This is a genomic window from Phytohabitans rumicis (assembly GCF_011764445.1).
Lineage (GTDB): Bacteria > Actinomycetota > Actinomycetes > Mycobacteriales > Micromonosporaceae > Phytohabitans > Phytohabitans rumicis.
Genome location: NZ_BLPG01000001.1, coordinates 3,723,865 through 3,738,555 on the forward strand (window position 1 = coordinate 3,723,865; position 14,691 = coordinate 3,738,555).

15 protein-coding genes and 2 pseudogenes are annotated in these 14,691 nt (G+C 71.4%); 8 read left to right on the top strand and 9 right to left on the bottom strand.

Annotation, left to right across the window (positions count from 1 at the left end; translation table 11 throughout):
• Positions 1-8 precede the first annotated feature (8 nt).
• The gene (locus Prum_RS16450; RefSeq protein ID WP_173077361.1) at positions 9-980 is read left to right on the top strand and encodes an isopenicillin N synthase family dioxygenase; all 972 of its coding nucleotides are present in this window, start codon (positions 9-11) and stop codon (positions 978-980) included.
• Positions 981-1,094: 114 nt separating this feature from the next.
• On the opposite strand, the gene Prum_RS51570 is transcribed toward Prum_RS16450, so the two are convergent.
• Together Prum_RS51570 and Prum_RS49565 are read right to left on the bottom strand one after the other, a co-directional pair.
• Positions 1,095-1,298: a GNAT family N-acetyltransferase gene (locus tag Prum_RS51570; protein ID WP_246278576.1), complete on the bottom strand. Its 204-nt coding sequence runs from the start codon at positions 1,296-1,298 to the stop codon at positions 1,095-1,097.
• A gap of 593 nt (positions 1,299-1,891) precedes the next feature.
• A pseudogene (locus tag Prum_RS49565) lies at positions 1,892-2,095 on the bottom strand (MarR family transcriptional regulator); the annotation flags it as partial.
• Positions 2,096-2,175: 80 nt separating this feature from the next.
• On the opposite strand from Prum_RS49565, the gene Prum_RS16460 reads away from it, so the two are divergent.
• Positions 2,176-3,216 (top strand): glucose 1-dehydrogenase, encoded by a 1,041-nt coding sequence (locus tag Prum_RS16460; RefSeq protein WP_173077362.1) that lies wholly within the window; start codon positions 2,176-2,178, stop codon positions 3,214-3,216.
• Here Prum_RS16460 and Prum_RS16465 read toward each other — a convergent pair.
• Positions 3,205-4,158 (bottom strand): medium chain dehydrogenase/reductase family protein, encoded by a 954-nt coding sequence (locus tag Prum_RS16465; protein WP_218577261.1) that lies wholly within the window; start codon positions 4,156-4,158, stop codon positions 3,205-3,207. The genes Prum_RS16460 and Prum_RS16465 overlap by 12 nt on opposite strands.
• 54 nt (positions 4,159-4,212) lie before the next feature.
• Between Prum_RS16465 and Prum_RS16470 the strand changes: the two genes are divergently transcribed.
• Both Prum_RS16470 and Prum_RS16475 read left to right on the top strand, forming a co-directional pair.
• Positions 4,213-4,845: a TetR/AcrR family transcriptional regulator gene (locus Prum_RS16470; RefSeq protein ID WP_173077363.1), complete on the top strand. Its 633-nt coding sequence runs from the start codon at positions 4,213-4,215 to the stop codon at positions 4,843-4,845.
• Positions 4,846-4,855: 10 nt separating this feature from the next.
• Positions 4,856-6,166, top strand: coding sequence for a DUF2252 domain-containing protein (locus Prum_RS16475; RefSeq protein ID WP_173077364.1), 1,311 nt, complete (start codon positions 4,856-4,858; stop codon positions 6,164-6,166).
• Positions 6,167-6,179: 13 nt separating this feature from the next.
• On the opposite strand, the gene Prum_RS51575 is transcribed toward Prum_RS16475, so the two are convergent.
• The 3 genes and pseudogenes from Prum_RS51575 to Prum_RS16485 all read right to left on the bottom strand — a co-directional run.
• Positions 6,180-7,034: an ATP-binding protein gene (locus Prum_RS51575; protein WP_503826925.1), complete on the bottom strand. Its 855-nt coding sequence runs from the start codon at positions 7,032-7,034 to the stop codon at positions 6,180-6,182.
• Entirely contained in the window at positions 6,956-7,432 is a 477-nt protein-coding gene (locus Prum_RS51580) for an ATP-binding protein (protein ID WP_246277921.1), read from the bottom strand. The genes Prum_RS51575 and Prum_RS51580 overlap by 79 nt, the downstream gene beginning before the upstream one ends.
• A gap of 342 nt (positions 7,433-7,774) precedes the next feature.
• Positions 7,775-8,314: pseudogene (locus Prum_RS16485) on the bottom strand (NADH-quinone oxidoreductase subunit B); the annotation flags it as partial.
• A gap of 158 nt (positions 8,315-8,472) precedes the next feature.
• Here Prum_RS16485 and Prum_RS16490 point away from each other — a divergent pair.
• Together Prum_RS16490 and Prum_RS16495 are read left to right on the top strand one after the other, a co-directional pair.
• Positions 8,473-8,964, top strand: coding sequence for a SigE family RNA polymerase sigma factor (locus Prum_RS16490; protein ID WP_173077365.1), 492 nt, complete (start codon positions 8,473-8,475; stop codon positions 8,962-8,964).
• An 84-nt stretch (positions 8,965-9,048) separates the two neighbouring features.
• Positions 9,049-10,128 carry a hypothetical protein gene (locus Prum_RS16495; protein WP_173077366.1) on the top strand — a complete coding sequence of 360 codons (1,080 nt, stop codon included), beginning with the start codon at positions 9,049-9,051 and terminating at the stop codon, positions 10,126-10,128.
• On the opposite strand, the gene Prum_RS16500 is transcribed toward Prum_RS16495, so the two are convergent.
• Both Prum_RS16500 and Prum_RS16505 read right to left on the bottom strand, forming a co-directional pair.
• On the bottom strand, positions 10,129-11,523 hold the full coding sequence (locus Prum_RS16500; RefSeq protein WP_173077367.1) for a pyridoxal phosphate-dependent decarboxylase family protein: 1,395 nt from the start codon (positions 11,521-11,523) through the stop codon (positions 10,129-10,131).
• The gene (locus Prum_RS16505) at positions 11,492-12,838 is read right to left on the bottom strand and encodes an MFS transporter (RefSeq protein WP_173077368.1); all 1,347 of its coding nucleotides are present in this window, start codon (positions 12,836-12,838) and stop codon (positions 11,492-11,494) included. Before Prum_RS16505 ends, Prum_RS16500 begins: the two co-directional genes overlap by 32 nt.
• Before the next feature lie 59 nt (positions 12,839-12,897).
• On the opposite strand from Prum_RS16505, the gene Prum_RS53830 reads away from it, so the two are divergent.
• Positions 12,898-13,227 carry a gamma-glutamyltransferase gene (locus Prum_RS53830; protein ID WP_281368922.1) on the top strand — a complete coding sequence of 110 codons (330 nt, stop codon included), beginning with the start codon at positions 12,898-12,900 and terminating at the stop codon, positions 13,225-13,227.
• Between the two features lie 49 nt (positions 13,228-13,276).
• A complete protein-coding gene (locus Prum_RS53835; RefSeq protein WP_281368923.1) occupies positions 13,277-14,350 on the top strand; it encodes a gamma-glutamyltransferase in 1,074 nt (357 codons plus the stop codon).
• Here the strand turns inward: Prum_RS53835 and Prum_RS16515 are convergent.
• Positions 14,347-14,652 carry an MGMT family protein gene (locus Prum_RS16515; protein ID WP_173077369.1) on the bottom strand — a complete coding sequence of 102 codons (306 nt, stop codon included), beginning with the start codon at positions 14,650-14,652 and terminating at the stop codon, positions 14,347-14,349. The genes Prum_RS53835 and Prum_RS16515 overlap by 4 nt on opposite strands.
• Positions 14,653-14,691 lie beyond the last annotated feature (39 nt).

A 14,691-nucleotide genomic window follows, 5' to 3' on the forward strand; every position in this document is an offset into this window, starting at 1 on the left:
ATAGGCCCATGACCTCGCCATCTGTTCTGCCCGTGATCGACATTTCCGGGCCCGATGACGGCCCGGCCCGGCAGATCGAGGCGGCCTGCCGGGACACCGGGTTCTTCTACGTGACCGGGCACGGCGTACCGGCCCGGCTGCTGGGCGAGCTGGACGCCGCGAGCCGGCGCTTCTTCGCGCTGCCCGAGGCCGAGAAGCTGGAGATCTCCATGGATCGCGGCGGGCCGGCCTGGCGCGGGTACTTCCCGGTGGGCGGCGAGCTGACGTCCGGCCGCCCGGACCTGAAGGAGGGCGTCTACTTTGGCACCGAGCTGCCGGACGACCATCCCCGGGTACGGGCCGGGCTGCCGCTGCACGGGCGCAACCTCTTCCCGACTCAGGTGCCGGAGCTGCGGGCGGCCGTGCTGGCGTACCTGGAGGCGCTGACCGGCGTCGCCCAGGCGGTGCTGCGGCTGGTGGCGGTGAGCCTGGACCTGCCCGCCGACTACTTCGCGGCGGGCTACACGGCGGAGCCGACGGTCCTGTTCCGGATCTTCCACTACCCGCCGTCGCCGCCGGACAGCGACGACTGGGGCGTCGGCCAGCACACCGACTACGGGCTGCTCACGCTGCTGGCCCAGGACGACAACGGCGGGCTACAGGTGCGCACGCCGGCCGGCTGGGTGGACGCGCCGCCGCTGCCCGGCACGTTCGTGTGCAACATCGGCGACATGCTGGAACGGCTGACCGGCGGCTGGTACCGCTCGACCCTGCACCGGGTGCGCAACGTCAGCGGCAACGAGCGGCTGTCGTACCCGTTCTTCTTCGATCCGGACTTCATGGCCGAGGTGCCGGCGCTGCCGGCGAGGGCCCGGACGACGGCGGCGGGCGAACCACGGTGGGACGGCGCGGATCCGCGGGCCTTCACAGGGACTTACGGAGAGTACCTGCTCGCCAAGGTCTCGAAGGTTTTTCCGCAGCTGTCCGGCGAGGTGCTCTGAAGCCGCCGTTGGTCGGAGCCCAGTCGGCACCGTCCCGGCTGTCGGCCGTCCACCCCAGCATCGAGGCGACGAACAACGCCAGGAAGAAGCCGACGAGAAATAGCCAGTCCATCGCTAGAGATCCCTCGACCAGATCTCTTCCACCAGGTCAAAGCCGTACGCCGTGACCTTCTTCTCCTCGTCCAGGGTAAATCCGACCCGCTGGTAAACGCGGTGGGCGTCGAGCGTCGCGTCGTACGTGTAGAGCAGGATCCGCCGGTAGCCGGACCGCTTGGCGAACCGCAGGCACTCCTCCACGAGCCGGCTGCCCACGCCCATCCCCGGGCGCTCGACTCGACCAGCAGCAGCCGGAGCTGGGCGGTCGCGTCGTCGTACCGGACGCACATGACGCAGCCGACCGGCGCGCCGTCGACCTCGGCGATCCAGGCCGCCTCCCGCCGCGGGTCGTGGCCGGCCGCGTAGTCGGCGACGATGCGGGCCACGTACGCCTCGAAGTCGGCGCCCCAGCCGTACTCCCGCGCGTAGATCGCCCCGTGCCGCTGCACGATCCAGCCCAGGTCGCCGGGCGTCGGCGCGCGCAGCACGACCAGGTCGCGGCGCGACCCTGCCAGCCGGCTCGCTTCGGCCCTGGCTGCCGGATCAATCCGGGCTAGTCGCTTCGCGCCCAGCCCCGGATTGATCCGACCCCAGGGCCGACCACCGAGCAGCTCCTCGATCGTGGTCATCGCGCCCAGCAGCCGCCGCTGGTCGGCCTCGCCGAGGGCGCCGATCAGCTCGCCGACCTGGGCGCTCGACCGCTGGTCGAGCTCGGCCTGCACCGCCCGCCCGGCCTCGGTGAGCTCGATCACCTGGCGCCGTGCGTCGGCCGCCGACCGGGACCGGCGCACCATCCCGTCCGTCTCGAAGCGGGCCAGGATCCGGCTGAGGTAGCCGGCGTCGAGGTCGAGCAGCCGGCGCAGCTCGACGACCTCGGCTGCGTCCCGCTGCGCCAGCTCGAAGAGCACCCTGGCCTCGGTGAGCGTGTACGGCGAGTGCACCAGTCCCTCCTGGAGCACGCCGATCACGCCGGTGTAGAAGCGGTTGAAGGCCCGGACGGCGGCCACGCGGTCACTCATTGCCCATCTCAACCTTTCCTTTGACTCCGTCAACTATCTCGCCAACCCGCGCCCATCGCAAGGGGATTCACAATGGCGGGATGCGGGCTTTGACGATCACGCCGGGACGGCCGGATTCGCTGCGGCTCGTGGACGGCGTGCCCGAGCCGCCCGAGGCGGAGGGCCCGATCCTCGTCGAGGCCATCGCCGTCGGCGTCTGCGGCACCGACCGCGAGATCATCAAGGGTGAGTACGGCGAGGCGCCGCCCGACTCCGAACGCCTGGTCATCGGGCACGAGTCGCTGGGCCGGGTCCTCGAAGACCCGACCGGCACGCTGCGGCCGGGCGACCTCGTCGCCGGCATCGTGCGCCACCCCGACCCGGTGCCGTGCCCCAACTGCGCGGTCGGCGAGTGGGACATGTGCCGCAACGGGCTCTACACCGAGCGGGGCATCAAGGGCCGGCACGGCTTCGCCCGGGAGCGCTGGCGGGTCGAGCCACGCTTCGCCGTACGGCTCGACCCCGAGTTGTCCGAGGTGGGCGTGCTGGTCGAGCCCACGGCCGTGGTCAGCAAGGCGTGGGAGCACATCGAGAAGGTCGGCACCCGGGCCCGCTGGGAGCCGCGGACCGCCCTGATCACGGGCGCGGGACCGATCGGCCTGCTCGCCGCCATGCTCGCGGCGCGGCGCGGGCTCGACGTACACGTGCTGGACCGGGCCGTGGACGGGCCGAAACCGGACCTCGCGGCCCGCCTCGGCGCCAGCTATCACACGGGTACGGTGGCCGACCTGGACTTCGAGCCGGACGTGGTCGTGGAGTGCACCGGCGCGCCCTCGGTGGTCGTCCAGGCCATCGAGAAGGTCGGGCCGGACGGCGTGGTGTGCCTGACCGGGCTGTCCACGGCCGGCAAGCAGGTCGGCGTCGACGCCGGGGCGCTCACCCGCGCGGTCGTCCTGGAAAACAACGTGGTCTTCGGCTCGGTCAACGCCAACCGCCGGCACTGGGACGCCGCCGCCGCGGCGCTGCGCGACGCCGACCGCGGCTGGCTGTCCGGCCTGATCACCCGCCGCGTCCCGATCGAGGAGTACGCCGAGGCGTATGCGCCCCGGGACGGGGACATCAAAGTGATCTTAGGGTTCTAGCACGATCTTGCCGACCACGGTCCGGTCGTTGAGCATCCGCAGCGCCTTGGGGGCGTCGGTCAGCGGCATCCGGGCGGCCACCTCCGGTCGCAGCTCGCCGGTGCGCAGCAGCTCGATGACCGTGGCCAGGTCCTCGTCGAAGTGGTTCTTGTGGTTGATGGAGTAGAACCTGGCCCGGCGCCCGTTGGGCACGATGGACCACCACAGCATCCGACCCATCGCCTGCACGTACGGCGTCAGCCGCCAGCCCTTGTCGTCCAGGGTCGCGGCGCTGCCGTACACGATCAGGACCCCGCCGCGGCGGAGCATCCGCCACGACCGCTTCAGCCCGGGGCCGGCGGCGTGGTCGAAGACGGCGTCGACGGCGCCCACCTTCTCCACCAACTGCGGGTCGCGGTAGTCCACCGGGGTCGCGCCCATGGCACGTACCCGATCGTGTTTGGCCGTTGAAGCGGTGCCGATGACCCGGGCGCCGGCCGCGAGCGCCAGGCGGACGAGCAGCGTGCCGACCCCGCCGGCGGCGCCGTGCACGAGCACCGTCTGCCCGGCGGACACCCGCGCCACCCGGTGCACCATCTGGTACGCCGTCACCCCGTTGGTGATCAGGGCGACGACCTCGGCGGCGTCCAGCTCCTCGGGGACGGGCACGAGGTGCTCGGCCGGCAGGTCGACGGCCTGCGACCAGGCGCCGGTGCGGGTCATGGTGGCGACCCGCTGGCCGGTGCCCTCGACCCGCCCCACGAGGTCGTAGCCGGGCACGAACGGGAACTTCGGCTGGGCGTAGTAGCGCCCGCGCAGCATCTGCACCTCGGCGAACGCGACGCCGGTCGCCTCGATCCGGACCCGGACCTGGCCCGGAGCGGGTGGCGGCAGCTCCCGCTCGCGGAACTCCAGCACCTCGGGCTCGCCCGCGTGCGGCATGACCACCTGAGTGACCTTCATTGTTAGACCCTCTCTCGCTCGTTAGAAGCTCTAACTCAGGTTAGACTCTCACGCATGGAGAGCGCAACCCGCCGGGAGAGACTCCGGGCCCAGACCCGCGAGGAGGCGAAGGCCGCGGCCCTGCGGCAGATCGCCGCCGCCGGCCCGCAGTCGCTGTCGCTGAACGCGATCGGCAAGGAACTGGGCATGAGCGGGCCCGCGCTCTACCGGTACTTCTCCGGGCGCGACGAGCTGCTCACCGAGCTGATCAGCGACGGGTACCACGACCTCGCCGACGCGATCGAGGCCGCGGCGGCGTCGGCGGCCGGGGCCCCGCCCACCGACCGGATCCGGGTGCTGGGCCGCGCGTACCGGGATTGGGCACTCGCCCAGCCGCACCGGTACCTGCTGCTCTTCGGCACGCCGGTGCCCGGGTACGTGGCACCGGAGCACACCCGGGATGCGGCGATCCGGACGATGAGCGTGCTCCTGGAGCCGATCGCCGCGCTGGCACCGGTCTCCCGCTACCCGGAGTTGGACGCCCAGGTCGCCGGTCCGGTGCGGCGGCTGGGCATCGTCTGCTGGACCCGCATGCACGGCGTGGTCAGCCTGGAGGTCGAGGGCCACTTCACCCTGATGGGGTTCGACCCCGCCCTCCTGTTCGAAGCCGAGGTCGAGGAGCTCATCCGGCTGGCGACACCGGACTAGCCTGCCCTGCATGAGTACTGATCAGCGGGCGAGCCGGATCGTCGACGTGCTGCTGGCCGAGTTCGGCGAGCTGATGGCCCAGGACCCCGCCGCCTTCCGCCGCAAGTTCCGCAAGATGGCGGCCTCACCGTTTGCCTTCTACCGCGGCAGCGCCGCGCTCTTCTACGCGGACATGACCGGCGACTTCGCCGACGACCGGTTCCTCGACGAGTGGACCAGCCGGGTATGGATCCACGGCGACCTGCACGCGGAGAACTTCGGCACCTACATGAACTCGTCCGGGCAGCTCGTCTTCAACGTGAACGACTTCGACGAGGCGTACGTGGGCCCGTTCTCCTGGGATCTCAAGCGCTTCTCGGCCAGCATCGCCCTCATCGGGTACGCGAAGGCGCTCTCCGACGCGGTGATCAGCGACCTGGTGACCCGCTTCGCGACGGCGTACCTGACCGAGCTGCGCGCCATCGCCGCCGGCGGTGACGACGCGATCGGCTCGATCACCCTGGAGAACGCGGACGGTGTGCTGCGTACGGTGCTCCAGCAGGCGCGCCTCAACACCCGCGTCGACCTGCTCAAGGAGCAGACCACGATCGACAACTACGACCGGCGCTTCTCGCTCGGCGATGGCGTGTACGAGATCGACGCGGCGACCCGGGACACGGTGGTGGCGGCGTTCGAGGCGTACCTGGGCACGCTGCCGGAGGCGACCGCGGCCCTGCGCCCGGTGGCCGCGCACATCAAGGACGTGGTGCTGCGCAAGGGCGTGGGCATCGGCTCGGCCGGGCTGCCGTCGTACAACCTGCTACTGGAGGGGCACACCCAGGCCCTGGAGAACGACGTCGTCATCTACATGAAGCAGGCCCAGGTGCCCGCGGTCGCCCGGCACATCGCCGACGAGAAGGTGCGCGGCTACTTCCGGCACCAGGGCCACCGTACGGCCGAGTCGCAGCGGGCCCTGCAGGCGCACGCCGACCCGTGGCTGGGCTACACCGAGCTGCACGGGGTGGGCCAGCTCGTCGCCGAGGTCTCCCCGTACGCCGCCGACCTGGACTGGGCCGACGTCAACGAGCCGGACGAGCTGGCCGGCGTGGTCAGCGACCTCGGGCGCGCGGTCGCCCGGATGCACTCGGTCGCGGACGACGAGTCCAGTCACGACCTCGTCGACTTCTCCACCGAGGAGGCGATCGTCGCCGTCGTCGACAAGGACACCAACGGCTTCGTCAACCACCTGGTCGAGTTCGCCCACACGTACGGCGTACGCGCCCGCGAGGACCACCAGATCTTCGTCGACCTCTTCCGCAACGGCAAACTCCCCGGCGTCTAACGTTCACAAATCCCTAGGGCTCGACGGTCCACAGTGACTCGATCGGCATCGCCCGAAGCCGATCACCGAACGGCAGCGTCTGTTGGCCGCTGTACAGCACGAAGCCCGCGACGAAACGCTCGCCGAGCCGCGTCGCAAGATGTCGAAGGCCGGCCAGATCCTCGGTACGGACCGTCGCCGCTGCTTTCGCCTCGATCGCGACGACTCGGCCGTCGGGCGTCTCCAGCACGGCGTCCACCTCCGTGCCGTCCTTCGTCCGGTAGTGATACAGCTCGGCCCGTTGGTCGCTCCAGGTCAGCTGCCGTGCAAGTTCCATAAGGACGAAGTTCTCCACCATCGGCCCCGCCGCGCCGCCGGGTTCTGCCAGCCGACCGCTGTCCTGACCCAGGAGGTGACTGGCGATACCGCTGTCGACGAACGCCAGCTTCGGCGTTGAGATCGCCCGCTGGGTCTGCCCAGCAGCCCACGCCGGAATCCGCTTGACGAGAAAGGCGGCGGAGAGCAAATCCAGGTATCTATTCAGGGTGCTTCTGGATATTCCGGATAGACCTGACAAAGTACCCGGCACGAGCAAGCCTCCCGCTCGGCTTGCGAGGAGAGCGAGAAGCTTCCGCAACTCCCCGAGACGCTCGATCGCGGATAGCTGCATCACGTCGCGTGACACGAGGGTGCTGAGATACGAATCGAAGAACGCCGGGCGCCTACGCGGCTGTCGCCGAACAGCCTCCGGGAAGCCGCCCCGCACGACTCGGTCCAGATAGTCCCGACGTCGTAGCCCGGACTCGCACCTTAACTTCGACCCATGAGTAAACGCGGCGTCCACGAATCGGTCTGCCGCGCCCTCAATCTCCCCTGGGCAAGAGGCCACATCTCGATGATCTCCATGCGGCCCGGCAATGCATCCGGGAGATCCCGCAACGCCAACACCTGTGACGATCCGGTGAGCAGGAACCTGCCCGGCCGTGGATCTGAGTCCACCGCAAGCTTGATTGACCGAAAAAGCGCCGGGCTGAGCTGGACCTCGTCGATGACAAGCAACCCGTCATGATCGACGAAGCCTGCTGGATCGTCCTGCGCGGCGCGGAGGGTCGCCGGGTCGTCGAGAAACCTCAGCAGCGCCCGATCCGTGTTGGCGGCGACCAACCGAGCAAGGGTGCTCTTACCAACCTGGCGAGCGCCGTTGATCGTAACGACACGGGTATCCGCCAGTGCCTCGTCCACCATGGCTTCGGCATGGCGCACCAACAGCTCGTTCCGCGTCTCCACCGTCCCATTATGGACGCCTGGCCGCACAATCCGTGGACGCCTGGCCGCGCGGGTCGTGGACACCTGGCCGCATGGTTGGTGGACGTTTGGCCGCTAGGTGCGTGGACGGTCAGCCGCTCCGTCTCAGTCGCGGTCTTCGGGGTGGGGGTGCAGGTACTCCAGCTCCCCCGGCGGCAGCGGCAGCTCGCGGTCGTCGCCGAACGGGGCGCCCGCGCCGGCCCGGTCACCGGTGATCTCGGTGATCGGGAGCCGGCCGTCCGGGCCCAGCGGCGGCGGTAGGGGCGCCGGGATCGAGCGGTGCCAGTCGATGTTGTCGGGGAGCACCACACGGCGGTGGGGCTCGGGCGTGACAGATGGTGCCATGAGAGCCTCCACGTCCCGGCCGTTGGGCACGGCGAGCGGGTCGGGTCGGGCGACGCCGCCGATGCCGGACTGCTCCGCCGCGATCTTTTCCTGAAGGCGCAGGATGCCGTGCAGCAGCGCCTCCGGTCGCGGTGGGCAGCCGGGCACGTAGACATCGACCGGGATGATCTGATCGACGCCCTTGGTCACCGAGTACGAGTCCCAGTACGGGCCGCCGCAGTTGGAGCAGGCGCCGAACGAGATGACGTACTTCGGCTCGGGCATCTGGTCGTACAGCCGTTTGATGGCGGGCGCCATCTTGTCGGTGACGGTGCCGGAAACCACCATCAGGTCGGCCTGGCGCGGGCCGTGCGCGAACGGAATCACGCCCAGCCGGATGAAGTCGTGCCGGCCCATGCTGGTAGCGATGAACTCGATGGCGCAGCAGGCCAGGCCGAAGTTGAAGACCCACAGCGAGTAGCGCCGACCCCAGTTGAGCACGAACCGGATCGGCTCGCCGAGCACTGCTGGCAACTGCACGACACTAGTCAATCACAGCCCTCGCGCCCGCAACCCGGCCGAACGATGACGCGTGTTAAGCGCGCTCAACGAGGAGGACGGGATTGACACGGGGAGGGACTGTGCAGGTGTCGACGCCACCACGCCTTGACGGGGCACCGCCGGATGTGGGACGGGGAATGACCGAGATCGACTTTGACGGCTTTTATCACGCCCACTTCCGGGCGATGACGGTGCAGCTGACCGCGTACACCGGCGACCTGGCTCAGGCGCAGGACCTGGTCCAGGAGGCGTTCTGCCGGGCGTACGCGCGGTGGAGCAAGATCATCGGGTACGACGACCCGGTCGCCTGGGTGCGCCGGGTCGCCTGGAACCTCGCGGCCAGCCGGTGGCGCCGGCTCCGTACCGCCCGCGCGTACCTGCGGCACCAGCGCGAAGAGCACGTGGCCGGGCCCAACCCGGACCGGGTCGCGCTGACCGCCGCGCTGGCCCGGCTGCCGGAGAACCAGCGGCGCGCCGTCGTGCTGCACCACCTGGCCGACATGTCCGTCGCGGAGATCGCCCGCCAGGAAGGGGTCGCCGAAGGCACCGTCAAGTCCTGGCTGCACCGCGGCCGAGCCGCGCTCGCCACGCTGCTGACCGAGCACACGGAGGAGAGCCGCCGTGACTAACCAGCTTGATGACATCTTCGCCCAGTACCGCGCGGACCTCACGCCGGAGATCGAGCCGGCGGGCCCGGGGCGGTCCGGATCACCGTGCGCCGCCGGCGCCAGGTCACCGCCGCCACGCTCGCCGCCGTCGCCGTCGTGCTGGTGGTCGCGCCGGTCGCCGGCTTCGCCGCCCTCAGCCGCGACTCGCACCCCGGGCCGGCGCCCGCCGAGTCGGGGTCACCGACGCCCTCCGTGCCTCCCACCCCGACGGCGACTCCACCGGCCACCCCATCGGCCGTGCCGGACGGCCGGATCTCCCGGGCGCAACTGCTCGCGGCGACCGTGACCCTTCCGCGGTGGCAGTCAGGCGCCCCCGCGTCGTGCCTGACGAAGAACGTTCGACTGGCCGGGAGCAAGACCTCCAGCAAGCCGTGGCTGGGGGCGGTGATCCACGGGGACGCGGACGGCGACGGCGCCGAGGAGACCGTGGCCACGCTCGCCTGCTCGCCCGGCAACACCGACATGCAGCAGGTGGTCGTGTTCGACCGCGACAAGGCGGGCCGGATCGTGACGCTCGGCCAGGTCGTGCGCACCGGCGACGAGATCGGCTGGCTCATCGAGGCCGCCGTCTCGGGACCGCGGACGGTCCGGGTACAGGTCGGCGACGTCCAGCCGTGCTGCGACGTGGACGAGGAGCAGATACAGAAGCAGACGCGGACGTACGTGTGGAACGGCACCGGCTTCCAACAGACGGGCTGGCCGACCGCGTTCACCGGCAACCCGAACTCCACCGACCTGTCCGTCGAGGTGACCGACCTGGTGCTCACCCCAAACGCCGCGGACGGCCGCCTGCACGGCACCATCACCGTGAACGTCCGGAACCTCGGGCCGCAAGACGCGGAGCGGGTGGACGTGACCTTCGGCTTCGACCGCGAGGTGCGGCACGAGGGCACCGGATGGGACACCTGCCAGGGCGAGGTGGAGCCCGGACCTCGCTGCCAGTTGTTCGGCATCGTCCACGCCGGCGAGCGGCGGACGTGCGTGTTCGAGTTCAGCATGGAGGCGACCGCGCCGTTCAACGGCACCGCCACGGTGCAGGTGTCCGGGATGAACGCCGTAGGGACGTTCGTGCCAGACCTCGCCAAGGCGAACAACCGCCTCTCGTTCGACTACCGCCGCAAGTGATCAGTACGCGGGGCGCTGCAAGTGGCCGAGAAAGTCCACCAGCAGCGCCTCGCGTACGGCCGGTGGGGCGGCGTTGAGCAGGGTGTTGATGGTCGCCATCCGTTCCGGCAGACCGCCGGGGCCGACACCGAGGGCCGCCAGCAGCGCGGGCAGCGGGGCGTCCAGCGGCACCGGCGGGAGCGAGACCGGGCCGGCCGCGCGGGCGGCCGCCGCCGCGTCGCGCAGGTCCGCACCGAACTCGCCCACCCGCGGCGCCACCGACGGGGTCACCGTGAGGTGGATGCTGGCCGGCAGCTCGCCGTACGCGAACTGCGGTTGGGTGTGCCAGCCACGGGCGGCCAACTCGTCGGCGAGGACAAAGATGTCGAGAACGTCCGAGGTGAAACAGACCACAGTGGACTCGGGCGGCGCGACGAGGCGCAATCCGTCCACAGCGGACACCGCGGCGGCCAGTCCGCGCACGGCTTCCCACGTACGCGCCGCGAGCGCCAGGTAGCCCTCGTCGCCGATGTGCCGCAGCACGGCGTACGCGGCGGCGATCGGCCCGCCCGACCGGGTGGACGAGATCACCGGGTTGACCATCGGGTAGCCGGGCCAGTCCGCGTACGCGAAGTACTGCGGCCGGCGCAGGTCGGCGTCCCGGTGCAGCAGGACCGAGACGCCCTTCGGCGCGTACGCGTACTTGTGCAGGTCCACCGAGATCGACGTGACCCCGGGGACGGACAGGTCGAACGGCGGCACGTCCACACCGAGCCGCCGCAGGTAGGGCAGCGTCCAGCCGCCGAAGCAGGCGTCCACGTGGCAGCGGACCCCGCGTTCCGCGGCCGCCGCCGCGATGCCCGCCACCGGGTCGACCACGCCGTGCGCGTACGACGGCGCGGAGCAGGCCACCAGCACCGTGTCCGGGCCGATCGCCGCCGCGACGTCGGCCACCGCCGGGCGCAGGGTTTGCGGCGACACGGGTACGACGTCCAGCGCCACGCCCAGGTAGTGCGCCGCCTTGGCGAAGGCCGCGTGCCCGGTCGCCGGCACGACCAGGCGCGGCTGCCGGGACGGTGCGCCGTCCCGGGCCGCCTTCACCGCCAGCATCAGCGACTCGGTGCCACCGCCGGTCACGCTGCCGACCGTCTCGGGCCCGCCCCCGAGCAGCGTGGCCGCCGCGCCGACCAGGACGTTCTCTATCGCCAGCAGGGACGGGAACGCGGTCGGGTCCAGGCCGTTGACGTGCGCGGACTCCTCGTGCGCCGACTGGGCCAGCGCGTCGAGGCCGGGCAGGCCCGGGTCGTAGACGTACGCGAAGAGGCGGCCGCCGTGGGTCGGGCGGTCGGCGGCGCGCAGCGCCCGGATCTCCTCCAGCACCTGCTCAGCCGGCAGGCCGTCCCTCGGCAACGACATGGACGTCACCGTACAAGCGCTCCTCGGTCAGGTCGTAGCCGCGCATCACCAGGACCGGCAGCGCGACCACCACGGCGGGGAGGACGGTGAAGCCGAGGAGCACGCCCAGCCGAGCCGTGCCGTCCTGCGCCGCCGCCTCGCCGCTGGCCGACGAGACGTACCCGGAAAGCTGCAGGACCAGCGCGTAGATGCCAGGGCCGAGCGCGAGGCCGAGGGTCTCCCCGGCCGTCCACAGGCCGGTGAAGACGCCGGCCTGCCGGCGGCCGGTGCGCACGGTGTCGTACGCGATGCAGTCCGGCAACATCGACATGGCGAAGACCTGCTGGCCGGCGTACCCGCAGCCGACCGCGGCCACGACCAGGTAGACGGCGACCGCGGGCAGGGCCGGCGCCGCGACCAGCAGCAGCGCGCCCGCCGCAAAGATCAACGAGGCCGACACGAACGACCGCAGCTTGCCCACCCGCAGGCCCACCCGGCGCCACACCGGCATCACCAGCAACGCCGGCCCGACGAAGCACGCGAAGAGCACGGTCGGGCCGTCGTCGGGGCGTTCGATCACGTGATCGGCGAAGTACTTGACCCCCGCGAGCATGGTGCCGATCCCGGCGGCCTGGATCACGAAACACACCAGCAGCAGCCGGAACGGCCGGTTGCCGGTCGCCACCGCGAGCTGGGCGCGCAGGCTCGGCTCGCTCTCCCGCACCGGCCCGGCGGGGATGCTCCGGGTGCCGAAGTACACCCCGAGCGCGCCCAGCACGATCATCCCGGCGCTGAACAGGCCCATCCAGCGGTACCCCGGGATGCCCTCGCCGCCCGCGCTCACCACGAGCGGGGCCACCGCGCCGGACACCAGGATCGCCAGCGCCAGGAACGCGATCCGCCACGTCATCATGCGGGTCCGCTCCGCGTACCCGTCGGTCATCTCCGCGGGCATCGCCACGTACGGCACCTGGAAGAACGCGAACGCCGTCGCGGTCGCCAGGAACGCCACCGCGACGTAGGCCGCGGCGCCCGCGCCGGTCCCGTACGGCGCGGCGAAGATCGCCGCGAAGAGCACAGCAAGGGCCAAACCACCACCCAGGAGGTACGGCCGCCGGCCGCCCCACCGGTCCGAGATGCGCCCGGCGACCGGGTTCACGAGCACGTCCCACGCCTTGGGCACCAGCACCAAAAGACCCGCCACACCGGCCGCCACGCCCAGCGTGTCGGTCAGATACGGCAGCAGAAGCAGCCCAGGCACCGTGCCGAACGTTCCTGTGGCCAGCGAACCCAGTGCGTATCCGACGTGGATCCTGCGCGGCAACCCGTCGCTCATGGGCGCGGATGTTATCCATCAGGCCACGCGTTTCAACAGATGGTTCTACGCTGCGGCGCGTGAGTATTAGTGCTCCGACGGCCGCCCGGATCGCGCCGCCGGCTCGAGAGGAGGCGATGCGGGTGCCTGCCGGTGTCGCCGCCAACCACCCGGCCACCGCCGAGGTGGGTCTGCGCATCCTCGCGGCCGGGGGTTCGGCCGCGGACGCCGCCGTCGCCGCCGTCCTCGCGACCTCAACCAGCGAGAGCATCCTGACCGGGATCGGTGGGGGCGGGTTCGCCACGTATTACGACGCGTCGACACAGACGGTGACGTGTCTGGACTTTTTCTGCTCGGTGCCGGGGCTGGATGGCGACATCCCCCGGGCCCGATGGTCCCCATCGAGGTGACGTTCGGCGGCGTGCCGCAGACGTACTCGATCGGGGCGCGAGCGTCGGCGTGCCCGGCGTGCCGGCCGGCTGCGGCGAGGTGCACCGGCGCTGGGGCCGGCTGCCCTGGCAGCGCGTCGTCGAGCCGGCGGTCACGCTGGCCCGCAGCGGCGTGGTCCTGCCCGCGGCGCACGCCCGCACGCTGGTCTCGGTCGCGCCCGCGCTGCTGCCCGGGGAGGGTGCGGAGATCTACGCGCCCGGCGGCCACCTGCTGCTGGGCGGCGAGCTGCTGCACCATCCCGGGCTCGACAAGGCCCTGGACGGGCTGGCCGAGGAGGGGCCGGCGGTCTTCTACACCGGGCGCTACGGGCAGCTGCTCGTCGACACCGTACGCGCGGTCGGCGGGGTGATCGGCCCGGCCGACCTGGCCGCGTACCGGGTGCTGGAGCTGGACGTGGGGCACGCGCTGCTGGGCGGCTACCACGTGTACGCCCGGCACGACCTCAACGGCACCATCGACACGCTCGCCGCGCTACCCCCGGACCTGGGCGAGATGACCCGTCCCGCCCGCGCTGTCGCGGTGGCCAACGCCCTGCGCACGTACGGCCGGCAGCGGCTCGGCGACACGACGAACATCTCGGTGGTGGACCGCGAGGGCGACGCCTGCGTGATCACCACCACGCTCGGCATCGGCGCCGGCGTGTGGCTACCCGGGCTGGGCATCAACCTCAACTCGATGCTCGGCGAGGGCGAACTGATCACGCCGGACCTCGTGGCGGGGCGCCGGATGCAGTCGATGATGTGCCCGCTGGTGGTCGTCGACGACGACGGCGACCTGGTGGCGGCCGCCGGCTCGGCCGGGGCGTCGCGGATCCGCACCGCCCTCGTCGACACCCTGCTGGGCGTGCTGGTCGACGACCTGGACATGCCCTCGGCCATCGCCCGCCCGCGCTTCCACGTGGTCGACAACACCGTGCACGCCGAGCTCGGCTACCCGGCGGACGAGCTGGACGCGCTGCGCGACGCCGGCTACGAGATCAACCAGTGGCCGGACATGAACCACTACTTCGGCGGCGTCAGCGCGGTGGGGCGTGCCGGTGCCGCCGGCGACCCGCGCCGGGGCGGGGTCGGCGCGATCGGCTAGTCCGGCATCCAGGCGGCCTGCTTCATGTCCACCCGGCCGTTGCGCATCGGGGTGGCCTCGCCGATCAGCCGGGCCATCGCCTCCAGCTCGTGTCCGGGCACCACGCGGCCGGCGTTGTTGACCACGCGGTGCCAGGGCACGGGCCCGCCGTACCTGGCCATGATCGTGCCGACCAGCCGCGCGGAGGAGCGCCCCGACCGGTCGGACAGGTAGTCGGCGATCGCCCCGTACGACATCACCCGCCCCGACGGGATCCGCTCGACCAAGGCCAGCACCGCCTCGACGTACTCCTCCGGGGTCACGGGCGCCAGCCTAGGGTTCATCTGGCAATGGAGAATGGG